Annotated in this window: 19 protein-coding genes; 17 read left to right on the forward strand and 2 right to left on the reverse strand. The window is 50.9% G+C overall.

Annotated elements, in window-relative coordinates; translation table 11 throughout:
* Positions 1 to 39 precede the first annotated feature (39 nt).
* From fmt to rpe, 7 genes are read left to right on the forward strand one after another with little or no spacing between them, the layout of a single operon-like run.
* Entirely contained in the window at positions 40 to 978 is a 939-nt protein-coding gene (fmt, locus tag B5066_RS11875; RefSeq protein WP_079476123.1) for a methionyl-tRNA formyltransferase, read from the forward strand.
* On the forward strand, positions 971 to 2,353 hold the full coding sequence (rsmB, locus tag B5066_RS11880; protein ID WP_079476124.1) for a 16S rRNA (cytosine(967)-C(5))-methyltransferase RsmB: 1,383 nt from the start codon (positions 971 to 973) through the stop codon (positions 2,351 to 2,353). Before fmt ends, rsmB begins: the two co-directional genes overlap by 8 nt.
* Positions 2,354 to 2,355: 2 nt before the next feature.
* A complete protein-coding gene (gene rlmN, locus B5066_RS11885) occupies positions 2,356 to 3,453 on the forward strand; it encodes a dual-specificity RNA methyltransferase RlmN (RefSeq protein WP_079476125.1) in 1,098 nt (365 codons plus the stop codon).
* Entirely contained in the window at positions 3,450 to 4,199 is a 750-nt protein-coding gene (locus B5066_RS11890) for a Stp1/IreP family PP2C-type Ser/Thr phosphatase (RefSeq protein ID WP_094907863.1), read from the forward strand. Before rlmN ends, B5066_RS11890 begins: the two co-directional genes overlap by 4 nt.
* On the forward strand, positions 4,187 to 5,404 hold the full coding sequence (gene pknB, locus B5066_RS11895; RefSeq protein ID WP_079476126.1) for a Stk1 family PASTA domain-containing Ser/Thr kinase: 1,218 nt from the start codon (positions 4,187 to 4,189) through the stop codon (positions 5,402 to 5,404). Before B5066_RS11890 ends, pknB begins: the two co-directional genes overlap by 13 nt.
* Entirely contained in the window at positions 5,383 to 6,264 is an 882-nt protein-coding gene (rsgA, locus tag B5066_RS11900; protein ID WP_079476127.1) for a ribosome small subunit-dependent GTPase A, read from the forward strand. The genes pknB and rsgA overlap by 22 nt, the downstream gene beginning before the upstream one ends.
* 2 nt (positions 6,265 to 6,266) lie before the next feature.
* Positions 6,267 to 6,911 carry a ribulose-phosphate 3-epimerase gene (rpe, locus tag B5066_RS11905; RefSeq protein WP_079476128.1) on the forward strand — a complete coding sequence of 215 codons (645 nt, stop codon included), beginning with the start codon at positions 6,267 to 6,269 and terminating at the stop codon, positions 6,909 to 6,911.
* Positions 6,912 to 6,972: 61 nt separating this feature from the next.
* On the opposite strand, the gene rpmB is transcribed toward rpe, so the two are convergent.
* The gene (gene rpmB / locus B5066_RS11910; RefSeq protein WP_079476129.1) at positions 6,973 to 7,161 is read right to left on the reverse strand and encodes a 50S ribosomal protein L28; all 189 of its coding nucleotides are present in this window, start codon (positions 7,159 to 7,161) and stop codon (positions 6,973 to 6,975) included.
* A gap of 211 nt (positions 7,162 to 7,372) precedes the next feature.
* Here rpmB and B5066_RS11915 point away from each other — a divergent pair, with 211 nt between their 5' ends.
* The 9 genes from B5066_RS11915 (at position 7,373) to rnc (ending at position 16,082) form a co-directional block, all read left to right on the forward strand.
* Entirely contained in the window at positions 7,373 to 7,741 is a 369-nt protein-coding gene (locus B5066_RS11915; RefSeq protein ID WP_022792732.1) for an Asp23/Gls24 family envelope stress response protein, read from the forward strand.
* A 27-nt stretch (positions 7,742 to 7,768) separates the two neighbouring features.
* Positions 7,769 to 9,412, forward strand: a complete 1,644-nt coding sequence (locus tag B5066_RS11920) for a DAK2 domain-containing protein (protein ID WP_079476130.1) — start codon at positions 7,769 to 7,771, stop codon at positions 9,410 to 9,412.
* A gap of 131 nt (positions 9,413 to 9,543) precedes the next feature.
* Entirely contained in the window at positions 9,544 to 11,589 is a 2,046-nt protein-coding gene (gene recG, locus B5066_RS11925) for an ATP-dependent DNA helicase RecG (RefSeq protein ID WP_079476131.1), read from the forward strand.
* Positions 11,590 to 11,657: 68 nt separating this feature from the next.
* Positions 11,658 to 12,230, forward strand: coding sequence for a transcription factor FapR (fapR, locus tag B5066_RS11930; RefSeq protein WP_079476132.1), 573 nt, complete (start codon positions 11,658 to 11,660; stop codon positions 12,228 to 12,230).
* Positions 12,231 to 12,242: 12 nt separating this feature from the next.
* A complete protein-coding gene (gene plsX / locus B5066_RS11935; protein WP_079476133.1) occupies positions 12,243 to 13,223 on the forward strand; it encodes a phosphate acyltransferase PlsX in 981 nt (326 codons plus the stop codon).
* An 11-nt stretch (positions 13,224 to 13,234) separates the two neighbouring features.
* Entirely contained in the window at positions 13,235 to 14,182 is a 948-nt protein-coding gene (gene fabD, locus B5066_RS11940; protein WP_079476134.1) for an ACP S-malonyltransferase, read from the forward strand.
* Positions 14,179 to 14,925, forward strand: coding sequence for a 3-oxoacyl-[acyl-carrier-protein] reductase (fabG, locus tag B5066_RS11945; protein ID WP_079476135.1), 747 nt, complete (start codon positions 14,179 to 14,181; stop codon positions 14,923 to 14,925). Before fabD ends, fabG begins: the two co-directional genes overlap by 4 nt.
* 88 nt (positions 14,926 to 15,013) lie before the next feature.
* Positions 15,014 to 15,244, forward strand: coding sequence for an acyl carrier protein (acpP, locus tag B5066_RS11950; RefSeq protein WP_027847178.1), 231 nt, complete (start codon positions 15,014 to 15,016; stop codon positions 15,242 to 15,244).
* Between the two features lie 82 nt (positions 15,245 to 15,326).
* Positions 15,327 to 16,082, forward strand: a complete 756-nt coding sequence (rnc, locus tag B5066_RS11955; protein ID WP_371862224.1) for a ribonuclease III — start codon at positions 15,327 to 15,329, stop codon at positions 16,080 to 16,082.
* A 50-nt stretch (positions 16,083 to 16,132) separates the two neighbouring features.
* Here rnc and B5066_RS11960 read toward each other — a convergent pair whose 3' ends face one another.
* The gene (locus B5066_RS11960) at positions 16,133 to 16,357 is read right to left on the reverse strand and encodes a DUF1128 domain-containing protein (protein ID WP_079476136.1); all 225 of its coding nucleotides are present in this window, start codon (positions 16,355 to 16,357) and stop codon (positions 16,133 to 16,135) included.
* A 237-nt stretch (positions 16,358 to 16,594) separates the two neighbouring features.
* Between B5066_RS11960 and smc the strand changes: the two genes are divergently transcribed.
* Entirely contained in the window at positions 16,595 to 20,158 is a 3,564-nt protein-coding gene (gene smc / locus B5066_RS11965) for a chromosome segregation protein SMC (RefSeq protein WP_158219054.1), read from the forward strand.
* The last annotated feature ends 8 nt before the right edge of the window (positions 20,159 to 20,166 follow it).

The raw sequence follows: 20,166 nt of genomic DNA on the forward strand, positions 1-20,166 counted from the left end.
CGACGCACGGGGCTGTGTATTGTGAAAAGAGGGATAAGTATGAACATTTTATTTATGGGCACGCCGGATTTTTCGGTCCCGATTCTAAGGCGTCTGCTTGAAGAAGGCTATCCAGTAACGGCGGTAGTCACTCAGCCCGACCGACCGAAAGGAAGAAAAAAAGAACTGACCCCGCCGCCGGTCAAAGTAGAAGCCGAAAAGTGGAAGCTTCCTGTACTGCAGCCGGAAAAACTGAAGAACGAAGCATCATTAAACGAAGTGCTTGCAGAGAAACCAGACTTGATTATTACGGCTGCGTTCGGGCAGATTCTTCCGGGAAAGCTGCTCGAAGCTCCTTCGATTGCGGCAGTGAACGTTCATGCTTCTTTGCTTCCAGAGTACCGGGGCGGTGCCCCGATTCACCAGGCGGTTATCGACGGCCGGGAAAAAACAGGCGTCACCATCATGGATATGGTTGCAAAGCTTGATGCCGGCGACATCATCCGTCAGCGGGAAGTAGATATTGATTGGGAGGATACAGTCGGGGATGTGCACGACAAACTGAGCGTACTCGGGGCAGATCTTTTAATTAATACGCTGCCAGGTGTTATTGACGGGACGGCAGAACGAACTCCCCAGAACGAAGCTGACGTAACGTTTGCTTCCAATATTAAGCGCGGCCAGGAAAGAATTGACTGGAAGCAGAGCGGCCGCTCGATTTATAACCAGGTCCGGGGGATGAATCCATGGCCGGTGGCTTATACGGAAAAAGATGAGAAGCCGATTAAGGTGTGGCGGGCAGAATGGATAGAAGCCTCCGCCAGTGCGGAAGCGGGAACGATTACCGCTATAGAGGAAAGCTATGTTGATGTGGCCGCTGGCGACGGTACATTAGTGCGGCTGTGGGAGATTCAGCCGGCAGGAAAGAAACGGATGAATACGGCCGAGTTTTTGCGGGGCAGCCACGGCTGGGCTAAAGGAGAGAGTTTTGATGAATAAAACCGGACCCTCCCATTCCCTGCGATACACTGCAGCTTCTCTTCTTGAACGGGTGGAGGCCGGCCAGGCCTTCAGCCATCTGCTGCTCCATCATGAGCTTGCCGGAAAAGCATGGTCGCGGGAAGACGCCGGCCTGCTGACCGAAATTGTTTACGGCACCCTGCGGCGCCAGAATACCCTGGATTACGTCCTCGGAGTTTTTGTCAATAAACCGCTCGACAGGCTTGATGTCTGGGTGCGTGTGCTGCTGCGCATGAGTGTGTATCAAATGCGCTACCTCGACCGGGTACCGGACCACGCCGTTGTGGATGAGGCGGTAAAGATTGCGAAGCAGCGGGGAAACAAAGGGGTGAGCGGCTTTGTGAACGGAGTGCTCCGCTCTCTGCAGCGAAAAGGATTTCCCGACTTCTCCGCCATCAGCGATACCGGAGAACGCCTGGCCGTGGAGTACAGTCATCCGGCATGGATGCTGCAGGAATGGAAGGCAGCTTACGGAGAAGAAACAGCTCTTCGTATCGCAGAAGCAAATAATGTTACACCGAAAACGAATGTACGGGTCTCCCCGGAGGCTGAACTAGAGGACGTGCAGGAAATGCTCGAGCAGGAAGGCATTCAGACGACCCGCGGGACAATTGCGGAAAAGGCGCTGATTGTTGAAAAGGGCAACGTGCTTGTTACTGAAACGTACCAGAACGGCTATATTACGGTACAGGACGAAAGCTCCATGAAAGCCGGCGAAGCACTTAGAATCGAAAAAAACATGGAAATCCTTGACGCCTGTGCCGCCCCGGGCGGAAAATCAACGGACGCAGCCGAACGAACCGGCCCGGGCGGAAGCGTGGCAGCTCATGACCTGAGTGCAAAAAAGCTTACTCAGATTAAAGAACAGGCGGCAAGGCTGCGGCTTGAAAATATAGAAACCGCCGCGGGAGATGCACGTCAATTGACAACGACTTTTCCGGCGCGTACGTTTGACCGGGTGCTTGTCGATGCCCCGTGCAGCGGCCTTGGCGTTATCCGGAAAAAGCCTGAACAGAAATGGGCCAAAAAGGCACAGGACTTTGAACGCCTGCCGGAGATACAGCTTGAAATATTGAATGAAGCGGTAAGTATGTTACGATTTAATGGAAGGATTGTGTTCAGCACGTGTACAATTCGCCCAGAAGAGAACGAACAGGTGTGGGAAGCATTTTTGCACCGGCATCCAGAGCTTTCACCAGACAAGGAACTGACCGATAAACTAAATATTTTAGAAATAGAGCATTTTTCCAGCGAATACGGTTGGTGCACGATACTTCCCCATGAATACGGTACAGACGGGTTTTTCATTGCCGCGGCGGTAAAAAATAATCAGGAAGAAACGGAAGGAGCATAAGCATGCAGATTTTAAAAAAGGAGGCGCCTGCCCCTCAAACGGACAGCCCCTCCATGTACAGCTTGAAATACGAGGAACTTGAACAATGGTTAAAGGAAAATGGGGAGCCGGCATTCCGGGCGAAGCAGCTGTTTGAATGGATGTATCAAAAACGCGTCACGTCCTTTGAGGAAATGACCAACATCCCGAAAACACTTCGTGAAAAGCTCGAGAGCACGTTCACCCTGACGACACTAAAAGAGGTGGTCCATCAGCAGTCCCAGGACGGCACAATTAAAATACTGTTCGAACTACAGGATGGCTATACGATCGAAACCGTACTGATGAAGCATGATTACGGCTACAGCGTCTGTGTCACTACGCAGGTAGGCTGCCGGCTTGGCTGTACCTTCTGCGCTTCTACGCTTGGCGGCTTGAAAAGAAACCTCGAAGGCGGCGAAATTACTGCCCAGGTGCTTGAATCCCAGCGTCTGCTTGATGAAAGAGATGAACGCGTAAGCTCTATCGTTGTCATGGGCATTGGCGAGCCGTTCGATAACTACGACGGCTTGATGAATTTTCTGCGTGTAGTTAATCACGACGACGGCTTAAACATCGGCGCACGCCACATTACCGTATCCACAAGCGGGGTTGTGCCACGCATTTATGACTTTGCCAACGAAAACATGCAGATTAATTTTGCAGTGTCTCTTCATGCAGCAAACACAGAAACCCGCAGCCGGCTGATGCCGATCAACCGTGCATGGGACGTCTCTGAGCTGATGGATTCGATCCGCTACTATCAAAAGAAAACAAACCGCAGAATCACATTTGAGTACGGGCTGTTCGGACAGGTGAACGACCAGAAAGAGGATGCAGACGAGCTCGCGGACCTGATCGGGGATCTGAAATGCCATGTCAATCTGATACCTGTAAATGATGTGCCGGAAAGAAACTACGTACGTACAACAAGAAACGACATTTTTGCGTTCGAAAAGGCATTAAAAGACCGCGGGGTAAACGTAACCATCCGGCGTGAGCAGGGGCATGACATCGATGCGGCCTGCGGACAGCTGCGTGCTAACCAGCGGAAAGAAGAAACGGAGGCAAATTCCCAGTGAATCATATGTTTTTAACAGACCGGGGGAAAATCCGTCCTCATAACGAGGATACCGGAGGCATCGTCACGAATGCTTCCGGCACTGTTTTAGCTATCGTGGCTGATGGAATGGGCGGACATTCGGCCGGAGATGTGGCAAGCGCTATGGCTTATCAGACATTAAAAGACGCATGGGAAGAAAATCCGTCTGTTGATTCAATTGAAGAGGCCTCTGAATGGTTGACTGAGAACATGATGAAAGCAAATGAAGCCATCATTCGTCACGCTCATCATTATCCGGAGCATACGGGGATGGGGACCACTCTTGTAGCGGCAATCTGCCATCCGGCATTTACCGTGACCGGAAACATCGGCGACAGCCGCAGCTACATCTGGACGAATAGTACAGTTCAACAACAGAGCGAAGACCACTCCCTTGTGCAGGAGCTGTACAATAAAGGCCAGATTTCAGCCCTGGAAGCGGAATCGCACCCGCAGAAAAATATATTGACAAAAGCACTCGGCACGGACCGCAGCCTTTCTCCAGACATTTACACGTATGAATGGAGTGAGGGGGACGGCGTGCTTCTTTGCACCGACGGGCTGACCAATAAGCTCGGAGCCGAAGACATGGCCGGTATGCTTGCTTCTCACGAACAGCTTCGTGAAAGTGTGGAAGCGATGGTGCAGGCAGCCAATGACCGCGGAGGCGAAGACAATATAACGATTGCGGTAGTAATTCGGGAGGAAGAGGTATGGACCAACTGATTGGGAGCCGTATCAGTGACCGTTACCATATTAAGCGCCTCCTTGGGAGCGGGGGCATGGCATATGTATACCTCGGGGAGGACATGATCCTTGAACGGCTGGTAGCAATTAAAATTCTTCAACCGCAGTTTAACGGCGATGAGGAATTTTTGCAGCGATTCCGCCGGGAGTCACGGGCAGCCACTATTCTGGGACACAAAAACACGGTCAATATCTATGATGTTGGTGAGGAGCGGGAACTGCATTATATTGTTATGGAATACGTGGAGGGCCAGACGCTGAAAGAAATGATCCGCCTCCACGGCCCGCTGCCGCTTGAACAGGCGGTACATATAACCAAGCAGCTGCTGGAAGCGCTGATGCAGGCACACACCCACGGCATCATCCACAGGGATATTAAGCCTCATAACCTCCTTTCCAATGAACGGGGGGAAATAAAAGTTGCTGATTTCGGCATCGCCCGCGCTGCCTCTGCTTCCACGATTACACAGACAAATACGATGATGGGCTCCGTTCACTATATTTCGCCGGAGCAGGCAAGAGGCGGCGTAGTAAGTGTACGCTCGGATATTTATGCAGCTGGCATTGTTCTTTTTGAAATGGTGACTGGGGTGATCCCTTACGACGCAGAATCCGCCGTAAGCATCGCTTTAAAGCATATTCAGGAGCCGCTGCCGGACCCTGTCCAGCTTCGTCAGGGCCTGCCGCAAAGCCTGTCGAACGTTATCCTGAAAGCAGCGGCTAAAAGCCCTGATGACCGTTATATGAGCGCCGAAGAAATGTATAAAGATATCCGTTCCGCGCTGTCGGATGAAAGAAAAAACGAGCGTCCTTATTTTATCCAGGAGGGACATGCAAGCAAGGCGGAGGGGGGGTGGTCTGACCCCCGGCTGCCTGAAGAGGACACGATGGTAGCAGCGCCAGCAGTGCAGGAGGATGAACAGCAGTATTCCGGCCCGGAAGCAGTGGATGAAGAGCCGGAAAAAACCAAAAAATGGCCATATGTACTAGCCTGCATCCTTGTATTTTCAGGAGCAGCATTTTTCTACTGGCTGCTTCCGGAAATGTTTGTCGTTAACGGCTCAACAAAGGTATTCCCGCATGTATTCCCTTTAACGCAGACAGCTGTATGGGACGGGCTTAATACAGGAGAGGGCCAAGTATTACAGGAAGGGGCGAAGGTATGGCGACAGGTCGAATCGTAAAAGCAGTCAGCGGTTTTTATTATGTAGACAGCGAAGAAGGATATTTTCAGTGCCGGGGCCGCGGGCTGTTTCGTAAACAGAAAATCAAACCGCTTGTAGGTGACGTAGTGCGGTTTGAAGCAGAGAATCATACGGATGGATACGTGCTTGAAATTAAAGAGCGGGAGAATGAACTGGTGCGCCCGCCTATTGCAAATATTGACCAGGCTCTGCTCATCTTTTCTGCCGTCGAGCCTGATTTTTCCACCTGGCTGCTCGACCGTTTTCTCGTACATGTAGAAAATGAAGAAATTCAGCCAGTCATATTGGTAAGTAAATGGGACAAAGCAGACGAGTCAAAAAAAGAAACGCTGCGCGGCGTGCAGGCCGACTATGAACGTATCGGCTATCCTTTCCATTTTTACTCCACGAAAACCGGGGAGGGGCTCGAAGAAGCAGCTGCTTACTTTCCGCAAAAGTATTCTCTTTTATCCGGGCAGTCGGGAGTTGGGAAATCATCGCTTCTAAACGCGGTTGCACCGGACCTTGATCTTGAGACAGCGAACATTTCCGGAGCACTCGGCCGCGGAAAGCATACGACGCGGCATGTCGAGTTTCTGCGTGTAAACAATGGATGGGTAGCAGACACGCCCGGGTTCAGCTCACTTGATTTTGGTTCAATCACCGCCGAAGATCTTGATATCTGTTTTCCTGAAATGCGGGAAAGAATGCCGGACTGCAAATTCCGGGGATGCTCGCACCGGCAGGAGCCAGGCTGTGCCATACGTCTTGATGTGGAAGAGGGACGTATCCCGCCCCACCGTTATGAGCATTATAAGCAATTCCATGAAGAAATTTTATCCACACCAAGGAGGTATTAATGATGATAAAAGTAGCGCCTTCTATACTATCGGCTGATTTTGCGGAATTGGGCCGGGAGGTGAAGGAAATCGACGAAGCCGGGGCGGACTACATACATATCGATGTCATGGACGGGCATTTCGTTCCGAATATCACGTTTGGGCTGCCTGTGATTGAGGCCATCCGGCCCTACAGCGATAAGCCGTTTGATGTGCATTTAATGATTGAAAAGCCTGAGAGCTATATCGAGGATTTTGCCCGGGCAGGAGCTGATATTATTTCGGTACATGTAGAAGCTTGTCCGCATGTTCACCGGACGATCCAGCAGATTAAAGAAGCCGGCTGCCGCGCAGGTGTCGTGTTAAACCCAGCGACCCCGGTGGAGATGATTACCCACATTCTGCCCGATGTGGATCTTGTGCTTTTAATGACTGTAAATCCAGGCTTTGGCGGCCAGGCGTTTATCCCTAACGTACTCGATAAAATCAGGGCAGTAAAAAAAGCGGCGGATATCGTCAATCCAGAACTTGAGATTGAGGTAGACGGGGGAGTCAGTCGGGAAACAGCCAAAGACTGTCTTGAAGCCGGGGCGAACGTGCTTGTATCAGGGTCAGCTTTGTTCAAACAGACAGATAAAGCAAAGGCGATCGAAGAACTGAAGCAGTAAATAATATTATTATGTAAACTAGTCCTTCATAAAAAAAGCGGCGCCCTGGCCGCTTTTTGCTTTATACGCGTGTCACTTTGCCGGATTTTAGAGCTCTCGCGGAAACGTATACGCGTTTTGGCTTACCGTTTACAAGAATGCGGACTTTTTGCACGTTGGCTCCCCAACGGCGTTTCGTTGCATTGTTAGCGTGAGAACGTTTATTTCCGGATTTAGGGCCTTTCCCTGTTACATAACATCTGCGGGACATATATGGCACCTCCTTATTAATATCAAACAAAATTACCCATACTCAAATATATTAGCATAGAGCCTGGACAGACGCAATGTTGATTCGCTAAAAATACAATTATGCTTTTCATTTAAGAAAAACGTGGTTATAGTGATAATGGCAGAGTTACTTTGAAAAGAAGCTGGATTGTCCGGGCACAGCCGGCGTCTGGAAAGGAAGGAAACGAGACATGAGCTTCGAAATCTATTCATCTAATGGAACAATCGATATTACACTCGAAGTGCTTGCCACTGCCGTGGGAGCGGCAGCCATGGACTGCTATGGCATTGTAGGCATGGCGTCAAAAAAACATTTTAAGGACAATTTATCGGAGCTTTTGCGAAGAGAAAATTATTCCCGTGGAGTGGTCGTCCGGGAAGAGGACGGGCTCATCCATATTGATATGTATATAATCGTAAGCTATGGTACGAAAATTTCTGAAGTGGCCCATAACGTGCAGCGGAAGGTAAAGTATCAGCTTCAGAAAATGCTCGGCCTGGATGTGGCCGCTGTGAATGTATATGTGCAGGGAGTCCAGATTGAATCAGCACTACCATAGGATGCGACGGATGAAGGAGAGAGAAAAATGGATCAATTAGTACGCGGTCCTGAGCTGGCAAAGATGCTGAAGCGGGGAGCTTCCACACTGCAAAAGCACAGCAAAGAGGTGGATGCATTGAATGTGTTTCCAGTTCCGGACGGGGATACAGGCACCAACATGAGTTTGACGATTCGCTCCGGGGTCGAACAGCTTAACGACAGCGGGCATGCCGGAGAAATAGCCAAGTTCTTTTCGAAGGGGTTGCTGATGGGCGCTCGGGGGAACTCAGGAGTTATTTTATCACAGCTGTTCCGCGGTTTTGCCAAATCCATCGAAAAAAAGGCTGAACTGCGCACAGAGGATATGGCAGAAGCTTTTGAACAGGGAGTGGACGCCGCTTACCGGGCAGTGATGAAGCCAGTGGAAGGTACGATTCTGACAGTGGCGAGGGAAGCCTCCCTTACGATGAAAAATAAACATAATGCGAATGCGCTGGCGCCTGAAGATTGGATGTGCCAGTTTTTGAAAGCAGCAAAAGAAGCGCTTGCTTACACCCCGGAGCAGCTGCCGGTATTAAAGGAAGTTGGGGTAGTCGACTCCGGCGGCCAGGGCCTTGTTCATATATACGAGGGAATGCTGCACGCGCTCACCGGCGAAGAGGAGGAAGAAGGAGAAGCCGTGCCTTCGCTTGATCAGCTGGTAAAGCTTGAGCATCATAAAGACCCGGCTGAAGCTATCACATATGGCTATTGTACTGAAGTGATGGTTCGTTTTGCAGGCAGTGAAGCATCTGCCTCTTTTCAGGAAGAATCCTTCCGGGAAGAGCTGTCAGAATACGGCGATTCTCTGTTAGCCGTCTGCGATGATGATCTGCTGAAAATCCATATTCATGCGGAAGAGCCGGGGAAAATTCTGGAAAAATCCCAGCGATTTGGAGAACTGATTCATATAAAAATTGAAAATATGCGCGAGCAGAATCGTGCCCTGCAGCAGGAGGCACCGGCAGAAGAGCCGGAGGCTTCCGCCTCGCTTGCCGCGTACGGCTTTGTAACCGTTACGACCGGCGACGGCGTAGCTTCCCTGTTTGAAAGCCTCGGAGTGCAGGAGGTCGTCCGCGGCGGGCAGTCCATGAACCCTAGTACGGAGGATCTTCTTGAGGCGATCAGCCGGGTGCATGCGGAGCACGTGTTTTTGCTGCCGAACAACGGCAATATTGTTATGGCAGCGGAGCAGGCAGCAGACATCAGCGACAAGCAGGTGACTGTCATCCCGACCAGGACCGTGCCGCAGGGCCTCGCAGGAATGCTTGCATTTGACGAAACGAAAGAGGCGTCGGCAAATGAAGGAGCAATGAAAGAAGCGACCCGCTATGTTAAATCGGGCCAGATTACCCATGCGGTAAGGGAAACGAGCATCGATGGGAAAAAGATCCAGGAAGGCGACTTTATGGGTATCTTCGAAAAAGATATTGTCACTGTCCATCAGGAGATGAAGCAGGCCTTTCAGGAGCTGCTTGCGCAGATGGTGGATAGTGAAAGCGAGATTATTACACTGATCAGCGGAGAAGATGTCAGCGAAGAGCTTGCGGAGGAAATCACCGCAGAGCTCGAAGAAGCGTACCCGGACGTAGAAGTAGAAACGCATACGGGTGGACAGCCGCTGTATCAATATATCGTTTCTGTGGAATAAGCTGCCTCGGGCGGCTTATTTTTTGTTTAACGCATGGCAGTACCTCTTTCGTGCGTAAAAGGAAACGTATATAATGAAAGGTGAACAACCGTTCGTGTATTAAAGCAAAAGCAGGAAGGAAGGGACGGTTTATGAATTCCATACTTCAATCACCTGTCTCTGACTTAAGAGGTGTAGGAGAAGAAAAACAACGGGAGCTCGAACAGCTTGGTATCACCACCATAAATGACCTGCTTCACCATTTCCCCTATCGATACGAAAACCACGAAGTGGTTCCTATAGAAGAATTGAAGCATCAGGAAAAAGTGACAATTACCGGCGAAGTGCAGTCGGAGCCGTCAGTGCGCTTTTTCGGCAAAAAAAAGTCCCGGATGACGGTGCGGATTTTAATTGACCATTTACTGGTGACCGCTGTGTTTTTTAACCGGGCGTTTTTAAAAAAGCAGATAGAAGTCGGTAAACAGGTGACGATCACCGGCAAATGGGATAAACATCGTCTTACGATATCGGTTCAGGACTTTCGGGCCGGCGCCCCTGATCCGGCAAAACAGCTTGAGCCAATATACAGTGTGGCGGGCAGCCTGACGGTCAAACAGATGCAGCGGATTCAGGCAGAGGCGGTAAAGCACGTCTATCAGATAGTGCCTGAAAACCTGCCCGGGGAAATACGGGAAAGGTACCGTCTTCCAGGAAAGCCTGAGACCTTTCAGGCGCTGCACCAGCCAAGGAGCCGGGAGGAGCTGAAGCACGCAAGAAGACGATATGTCTATGAAGAACTGCTGTTTTTTCAGCTGAAAATGCAGATGTTTAAACGGATGGAACGGCAGTCGGCCTCAGCTCAGCCGTTTGTGTATGATGCAGAGGCCACGGCAGCTTTTGAAAAACAGCTTCCGTTTCCGCTGACGAATGCGCAAAAAAGAGTAGTGCGGGAAATCCTGGAGGATATTGAAGCCCCTATAAGGATGAACCGCCTCCTGCAGGGGGACGTTGGCTCCGGGAAAACGGTAGTGGCCTCTATTGCCATGCAGGCGGTGTTTACAGGCAAGGCACAATCAGCGCTGATGGTGCCTACAGAGATTCTCGCCGAGCAGCACTATGAATCTCTTGAGGAGCTATTTGCAGGCACAGAGGTGACCGTCGGCCTGCTGACCGGCTCCATGCGGCAGAAGGAAAAACGTAACGTGTATGAACGCATCACTGATGGCACCATTGATATTATTATCGGAACCCACGCCCTCATTCAGGAGCCCGTACAGTTTAATAACCTGAAGCTTGTCATTACCGATGAGCAGCACCGGTTCGGGGTAGGCCAGCGCCGGATCCTTAAAGAAAAGGGAGAGGACCCGGACGTATTGTTTATGACCGCAACTCCGATACCCCGGACGCTTGCTATCAGCGTATACGGAGATATGGACGTATCCGTGATTGATGAGATGCCTCCCGGGCGAAAACCGATTGAAACGTATTGGGCCAAGCCGCAGATGCTGGAGCGGGTGCTTCGTTTCGTGCAGAAAGAAATCGACCAGGGAAGGCAGGCGTATGTGATCTGTCCGCTTATTGAAGAGTCGGAAGCGCTCGACGTGCAAAATGCGATTGATGTGCACGCCCAGCTAATGCAGTTTTTTCCGGGTTACCGGGTCGGCCTCATGCACGGCCGGCTCCCGGCGGAGGAAAAGGAAGACGTGATGCAGCGGTTTGCTGCCCATGAGCTGGACATTCTCGTTTCAACGACGGTGGTTGAGGTTGGCGTAAACGTCCAGAATGCCACGATGATGGTAATTTATGATGCAGAGCGTTTCGGCCTTTCCCAGCTGCACCAGCTGCGGGGGCGTGTCGGTCGCGGGGAGCATCAGTCCTACTGTGTACTGTTGGCTGATCCAAAATCCGAAACCGGCCAGGAGAGAATGAGTATCATGCAGGAGACCGAAGACGGCTTTGTGCTGTCAGAGAAAGATCTGGAGCTTCGGGGCCCGGGAGACTTTTTCGGAAAAAAGCAGAGCGGCCTGCCCGAGTTTAAAATTGCCGATGTGGTCCACGATTTTAAAGCTCTCGAAACCGCCCGGGACGATGCGGCTAAGTTAATCCGCAGCGAAGTGTTCTGGAAGGATGAAAAGTATCTGGGTCTCCGGGAATATCTTGAGGAGGCGGGAGCTTTTCAAAAAGATAAACTGGATTAGTGGTTGAAATGAAAGAAATCGGTCTATATACTACTATTAGTACCTACTCATAGAAGTGGATGATTAAAATGGCCCGAAAAAATAAAAAGGCAAGACAGGAAGAGCTTCAGGCTGTTATTGCCTCGAACCCTTTTATTACTGATGAAGCACTTGCCCGGTCGTTTCAGGTAAGTGTACAGACGGTTCGTCTGGACCGCCTGGAGCTTTCGATCCCGGAGCACCGGGAGAGAATCAAGCACGTAGCCAAGGAAAGGCTTGATGAAGTAAAGGCGCTGCCGCTTGACGAAGTGATTGGCGAGGTTATTGACCTCCATCTGGACCGCGAAGCGATCAGCATGCTTGAGATTACGGAAGATCACGTTTTCTCAAGGAATGGCATTGCACGCGGCCATTATCTGTTTGCGCAGGCGAATTCGCTGGCTGTGGCTGTGATCAACGATGATCTGGCGCTTACGATGCGTTCTTCGCTGGAATTCAACCGGCAGGTACTTCTGGGAGAACGAATTATTTCAAAAGCGGTCGTTACAAAAAAGACCGAAAGAAAAACATATGTTACGGTGACAAGCCGCGTGCAGGGGGAAGAAGTGTTTCAGGGCGACTTCGTCATGTACCGCTCCCACGCTGCTCCGGTGAGTGAATAAGGAGACTAAAAAATGAGAATTGTAGTCGATGCAATGGGCGGCGATCATTCTCCTAAAGCCCAGGTGGCGGGAGCAATGGCTGCTGTACAAGCTTTTAAAGATATTGAAATCACACTGGTGGGCTCTGAGTCCCAGATTAAAAAGCATTTATCCAAGACGGAGCGGATTGATATTTTGCATACCGATGAAGTGATTGACGGAGATGAATCCCCGACAAAAGCAATCCGTCGCAAAAAACAGTCCTCCATGGTACTGGCTGTGCAGGAAGTGAAAGAGGGACGGGCAGTGGCTGGTATTTCGTGCGGCAACACCGGCGCCTTTATGACGGCCGGACTTTTGCACATTGGCAGAATACACGGCGTGGAACGGCCAGCTCTCGCTCCGACACTCCCTACGGTGGACGGCACGGGCTTTCTTCTGCTTGATGCCGGGGCTAATATGGATGCAAAGGCGAGTCACCTGTATCAGCATGCGATTTTAGGCAGTACATATATGCAGCTGGTGCGGGGAGTTGAAAAGCCGCGGGTCGGGCTTGTTAATATTGGAACAGAGAAAGGCAAAGGCAATAATTTAATGAAAGAGACGTATGAATTGCTCGAGCATGCCCCAATTAATTTTGTCGGGAATGTAGAATCGAGGGATTTGCTCGACGACGTCTGTGACGTAGCGGTCTGCGACGGCTTTTCTGGAAACCTCGTGCTGAAATCTATTGAAGGGACCGCATCCACGCTGTTTTCTCTGCTGAAAAAAGAATTCATGGCAAGCCTGCGGACAAAGCTGGCTGCTGCTATGATGAAAACAGGACTGATGCACCTGCGGGAAAAAATGAATTATTCCCATCACGGCGGCGCTACACTCGTGGGGCTGCAGGCTCCGCTGATCAAGTGCCACGGTTCGTCTGATCACATCTCCGTGTACCACTCGATCCGCCAGGCCCGGCAGATGGCCCAGGAAAATGTGACACACCTTATGCAGCAGCATTTAGAAGAGTAGGAGGCTTCACAATGGGAAAAACCGCTTTTATATTTCCGGGACAGGGGTCCCAGTTTGTTGGAATGGGAAAAGAGCTGTATGATCACACTCCGGTTGCCCGCACGGTATTTCAGGAAGCAGATGAAGCGCTCGGGTACAGCCTGACCAATATTATGTTCAACGGACCGGAGGAGACATTAACCCAGACAGAATACACCCAGCCGGCGCTGCTTACAATGAGCGCTGCTCTCCATGCACTTGTGGAGGAGCAGGGACTACAGGCAGATTACACAGCCGGCCACAGCCTCGGGGAATACTCTGCGCTGGTGGCTAATGGGGCGCTTAAATTCGCAGACGCTGTTTCTGTCGTAGCAAAGCGTGGAAAATGGATGGCCGAAGCAGATGCTGATGGTAAGGGAACCATGGCCGCCGTCATGGGCATGGAGCGTGAAGATCTGCAGAAGCTTGTGGAGGAAGCGACAGAAGCCGCAGATAAAGTGCAGCTGGCCAACCTGAACGCGCCCGGACAGATAGTCATCTCCGGAAGCCGGGAAGGTGTGAGTTATGTGGAGGAACACGGCCCTGAGCGAGGGGCGAAAAAAGTAGTTCCGCTGCAGGTAAGCGGCCCGTTTCATTCTTCATTTATGAAGCCGGCGGAGGAAAAACTGGCAGAGGCGCTGCAAAATGTAGAAATTCGCGCACCGCGCCGGCCGCTTGTAGCAAACGTGGATGCGAAAGAAACGACGGATCCATCTGCGATCCGCCAGCAGTTGATTGCCCAGGTGACTTCTCCCGTCCACTGGGAGGATTCGATTCGCCGCCTGATTGACCTTGGTGCAACGGAGTTTGTGGAAATCGGCCCGGGCAATGTTCTGAGCGGGATGATCCGGCGGATTCAGCGCCGCGGCCTGGATGTACATGCAGTGCAGGACGAAGCATCGTTAGACAAATGGCTCGAAAAAAGGAGTGCATCGTCATGAATTTTGAAGGACAAAGCGTGCTTGTAACGGGTGCCTCGAGAGGTATTGGCAGGGCCATTGCCCTCGGCTTTGCGGCTCAGGGGGCGAACGTTGCCATCAACTATGCCGGCAGCCGGGAAAAAGCCGAGGATACCGCTTCGCAGTGCGGGAAGCACGGGGTGAAAACGCTCGTTATCCAGGCCGATGTGTCGAGCGAATCGGATGTAAAAGAAATGCTTAAACAAGTAACAGAGGAATTCGGCGGTATCGACGTACTTGTAAACAATGCCGGTATTACGAAAGACAACCTGTTAATGCGCATGAAAGAAGACGAGTGGGACGACGTAATCGACACGAATTTAAAGAGTGTATTTTTGACGTCCCGGGCCGCGGCTAGGCCGATGATGAAAAAACGGGGCGGAACAATCATCAATATGGCCTCTGTCGTTGGTACAACCGGCAACCCCGGCCAGGCAAACTATACGGCATCAAAAGCTGGAGTCGTGGGACTTACGAAAACGCTCGCCCGTGAACTTGCTTCAAGAAATATCCGCGTGAACGCTGTCGCCCCCGGATTCATCTCGACGGAAATGACAGAGGAGCTTGAAGAAGGAACTAAAGAGCAAATGATGCAGCAGATCCCGTTGCAAAAGCTTGGGGATGCGGAAGACGTAGCCAATACTGTATTGTTTCTGGCTTCAGACAGCGCCAAATATATGACTGGCCAGACGCTTCATGTTGACGGCGGCATGGTAATGCCATAAAATGTCGGTGACACAGCGGTTTCATTCACGGCAGGAAGTGGAATGAACGGGGTGAAGCCGAAACGATTCTTTGAAGGAGGTGAATGGAATGGCAGATACGTTGGAACGTGTAAAAAAAATCGTAGCAGACCACCTCGGGGTGGATGAAGCGAACGTAAATAAAGACGCGACCTTTAAGGAAGACCTCGGCGCGGACTCTCTCGATGTAGTCGAATTAGTCATGGAGCTGGAAGATGAATTTGATCTGGAAATTTCTGATGAAGAAGCAGAAAAAATTCAAACAGTCGGTGATGTAATTAATTACATAGAGAAGCAGTAATAGAAAGCAAGCCCACGTCCTGTGAAAGCGGGCTGGGCTTTTCTATGTAATACCCCGAAATTAGTTTAAGGGAGGACCTTTTGTGCCAAAACCTACATCGTCCAAAAACCAGTCCAGGGAGAAAGCAGTATTTACCACCAGACAGCATGAACTCATGCAGTCCATTCTCCGGGAGCTTCAGGTTTCATTTGCAGACGAACAGCTGCTGAGGCAGGCTTTCACCCATTCTTCCTATGTGAATGAACATCGAATGAAACACGTAAAAGATAATGAACGTTTGGAATTTCTCGGCGATGCTGTATTGGAGCTGGCGGTTTCCAACCATTTGTTCCGCGAATTTCCTTCCATGACGGAAGGCGATATGACAAAACTACGCGCTGCAATGGTATGTGAAGCATCGCTAGCTAGCTTGGCCGAGGAATTGCAATTTGGGAACGTGGTCCTGATGGGCAAAGGCGAAGAAATGACCGGAGGCCGTACCCGTCCGGCGCTGCTCGCAGACGTGTTTGAGTCGTTTGTTGGTGCAATGTATCTTGATCAGGGGCTTTCAAACGTCGAACAGTTTCTGGAACGCTTCGTGTTTCCGAAGCTTGATGAAGGAGCTTTTTCCGTTACGGCTGATTACAAAAGTCAGCTGCAGGAATTTGTTCAAAAAGAAAACCTTGGTGTTATTTCCTATGAAATTACCGATGAGCAGGGGCCGGCCCATAACAGGGAATTTTCTTCTGCTGTTTCGGTAAACGAAACCCGCGTCGGCACCGGCCGCGGAAGATCAAAAAAAGAAGCGGAACAGCGGGCAGCGCAGGCCACGCTTGAACAGCTGCAGCGCCGTGAATAGAAGAATTAAAAAACAACCGCCAGCAATTGGCGGTTGTTTAAATGTGCGGTTCAGCCCTTGCGCAGGTGGCCGAGCTCAGAAACGATGGCCTGCATTTCGCTGACGCTTATATTATCTTTGGCATCTACCATGTCGTAGATTTCTTTAATCTCATGGTATTGATCGACATCAAAATGTTCCGGCTGCATTACGGAGACATTGACGATCTGTAGTTTTTTCTGCAGGTCGGTAATCATATAATCCAGGTTATCACGGCTTGCTTGTTCTAAACTCATAGCGATTTTTTTCTCCTCCACTCCGTCCAGTTTAAACCCTTGCGGTTCATTTCTTTATAAGAACCCTCGCGGTGTTTTCATGACAACGTTATTATTATTGTAGTGGTTTTTCCTTCGTTTGACAAAGGGGGATTTAGATCGAGTTCTGCCGGTGTGCGTGGTGTGATAAAATATAAATAGTGAAGCACAGTGGCTAAAGCTTTTGGAGCATACTATAAAATAAGAGGGGGCATACCTTTGTTCCTGAAACGAATAGAAATCAAAGGATTTAAATCGTTTGCCGACCGTTTACATATTGACTTTAATCCCGGCATAACGACCGTAGTGGGACCAAACGGCAGCGGAAAAAGCAATATTTCCGACAGCATCCGCTGGGTGCTTGGGGAACAGTCGGCCCGTTCCCTACGGGGCGCCCGGATGGAAGACGTGATTTTTTCGGGAAGTGACACGCGCCGTGGGCTGAATATTGCGGAAGTAACGCTTGTGCTTGATAACGAGGGTGGAGGCCTCCCGTATGAATACAGTGAAATCAGCGTGACACGCCGGCTGTACCGTTCCGGTGAAAGTGAATATCTGCTGAACCGGACAAAATGCCGTCGTAAAGATATTATCGACCTGTTTATGGATTCCGGCATGGGGAAAGAATCGTTTTCAATTATTGGCCAGGGCCGGGTCGAAGAAGTGTTAAACAGCCGCCCGGAAGAGCGGCGCGCAATGTTTGAGGAGGCCTCCGGCGTACTGAAATATAAGCAGCGCAAGCAGGAGGCCGAACGGAAATTTGAATCCACAGAGGCGAATCTGCACCGGGTAAAGGATATTCTGCATGAGTTGAACGAGCAGATGGAGCCGCTTCAAATCCAGGCCTCTGCTGCGAAAGATTATCTGGAAAAACGGGAGGAGCTTGAATCCCTGGAATCAGCTCTACTTGTACATGAAATTGAAGAACTGCACTCTGAGTGGAAAACAGCCCAGCAGGAAGAAAAAATGGAAAAAGAGAACAATGATCGCTGGAAACAGAAAAAAGAAGAGACTGAAGCGGCTGCCCGGAAAGCCCGGAGGCTCGAAGCCCTGCTCGCCCGGTTCCACCAGCAGGTGCAGAGCGGCTATGTGAAAGCGGCCAGAAACCTTGAAAAACGCGAAGGGGATCGTAATCTTTCCAACGAGCAGGGAAAGCATGCGGCTGAAAAGCTGGAGGCGGAGAAAAAAGCGCTTGAAGAAGACGAAACGAAGCTGAGCGGGGTTGCAAACGCCTACCGGGAACAAAGAGACCGGTATGAAAAGGAGAACGAAGCGCTCAACAGCGCAATGAATTCTCTGCAGGCTGTCCAAAAGCAGCTGCGCTCCTACCAGGAAATGAATGGGAAGGAGCTTGAAGAAGAAAAAAGTGAGTACATTGACCGGCTGAATGAGCAGGCCTCTATTGGCAACGAGACTCGTTATGTGACAGATCAGAAATCTTCCCTCGAACGACGCATGAACGCGCTGAAAGAGGATAACCAATCATTTCTTGAAGAACGCCGGAGCTCCGGGCAGATCGTGGAGAAACGGAAAAAAGAAGAAGAATCGCTCTTGCAGCAAACAGAAAATGCACGTGCGGATGCAGAAGCGGCGCGCAGCGAAGAAGAGCGCCTGGAAGAAAAATTGAAAGAACAGGAAGATAAGCTGTATAAAGCGTATCGGTACGTGGACGAAAAAAAATCAAAAATCCGGATGCTTGAAGAAATGCAGGAGGAATACTCCGGCTATTATCAAGGTGCTAAAGAAATTTTGAAAGCCCGGGAACAGAAGCTTGCGGGCATTATCGGTTCAGTGGCAGAGCTGATCGATGTGCCTGCGGCATACGTGGAGGCGATGGAAACGGCTCTCGGGGCATCGCTGCAGCATATTGTAACCCGGACCGAAAAGGATGCCCGTGAAGCGATTGCGTTTCTGCGCAGGCACCAAAAGGGACGGGCAACCCTGCTTCCTTCTGAAACAGTGCGGCCGAGGCGGGCAGACCGGGCCAGCTATGACAAGGCCCGGTCGTTTTCCGGTTTTATCGGCACTGCCGGAGAGCTCGTGCAGGTGCGCCCGGGATACGAGCACATCCGCGACCAGCTGCTCGGACACATTTTTGTGGTGGACCAGCTGGAAACGGCGAACCGGCTGGCAGCAGCATGCAGCTATAAGCTTCGTATCGTTACCCTCGAGGGGGACGTCGTAAACCCCGGAGGCTCGATGAGCGGGGGGAAAACACAGAATCAAAAGGGAACGCTTCTCGAAAAGCAGCGTGAACTTCGGGAGTTAAAAGACAATTTATCAGACATAGAAAAAAAGACTGCAGACTGGGAAAAAACAGTGGAGCAGACGAAACAGGCTGCAAAAAAGCAGAAAGAAACCGCCGGCGAAAAGCAGCAGAAAGCCCTCGAATACAGCAGCCAGCTCGAGGAAAAAAAAGAGATGCGCCGCAAAAGCGAGCAGGAGCATGACCGCCTTGATTCCCGTCTTGGTATGTTTGACCGGGAATACGAGTCGCTAGAAGAAGAGAAGGAACGTCTGGAAGAGCGGCTGCAGGTGCTTGAAGGAAGCCGGAAGAGAGTGGAAAAAACCCTTTCGGAGTTAAAATCCTCAATCGACAAGCTCGAACAGGAATACTCAAAGCGGGATAAGGAAGAAGCGTCGCTGCGTGAGCAGGAAACAGATGAGAAAGTACGGACAGCGGCACTGCGGGAGAATGTATCCGCTCAACAAAAAGAAAAAGAACGGCTGCATAGAGAAAAAGAAGAGCTTGAACAGGCGGTGGCGGAACGAAAAGAGCGGGCTGTCTCCTGGGAAGAGCATTTGAATAATGACCGCAGCGGGCACGACTGGGATCAACTGGTGAAAGAAGCCAGCAATGCCAAGGCTGAGATTGAGCGCCTCCAGGAACGGATCAACGATCAAAAGGCGCGTACGGCCCGGGATGCAGAACAGATAGAAGCAACAGCCTCCGTCCAGAATGACCGTTATCAGGAGAGCCGGGAACGCCTGCACGAAACGACAGTGCGCATGAACCGCCTCGACGTGGCGCTGGAAAATAAAATCACCTATCTGCAGTCCGAATATGAACTGTCGTTTGAACGGGCGAAGCAAAAGCATACGCTGGCTGTAAGCGCGGAGCAGGCAAGAAATGAGGTACACCTGCTCCAGCTCGGCATTGAAGAGCTTGGCACTGTCAACCTCGGAGCGATTGATGAATGCGAGCGGGTCACAGAACGCCACCGCTTTTTAAACAGCCAGCAGGAGGACCTGATGGAGGCGCGGGAGTCGCTGCAGAATGTGATCGATGAAATGGACGCCGAGGTGACAGAGCGTTTTGCAGCTACGTACCACGCCATCCGTGCAGAATTTCAGCACGTCTTTGTGAAGCTGTTCGGCGGCGGAGAAGCAGACCTGGTGCTGACGGAGCCGGAGAACCTGCTTCATACGGGAGTGGATATTTCCGCCCGCCCGCCGGGTAAAAAGAAACAGCACTTATCCCTGCTTTCAGGCGGGGAGAAGGCCTTGACGGCTATAGCTCTGCTGTTTGCCATTATTAAAGTGAAGCCGGCTCCGTTCTGTGTGCTCGATGAAGTAGAAGCCGCACTTGATGAAGCTAATCTCGTACGGTTTGCGAAGTATCTGCGCTCGTTCAGTGAAACGACTCAGTTTATTGTCATCAGCCATCGCAAAGCAACAATGGAAGAAGCCGATGTTCTCTATGGAATTACGATGGAAGAATCCGGAGTGTCAAAAATGGTCTCTGTCCGTTTGGAAGAAGCGGATGAACTACTGGAAGTGTAAGGAGTGAA

It is taken from the genome of Marinococcus halophilus (assembly GCF_900166605.1).
Taxonomy (GTDB): Bacteria; Bacillota; Bacilli; order Bacillales; family Marinococcaceae; genus Marinococcus; species Marinococcus halophilus.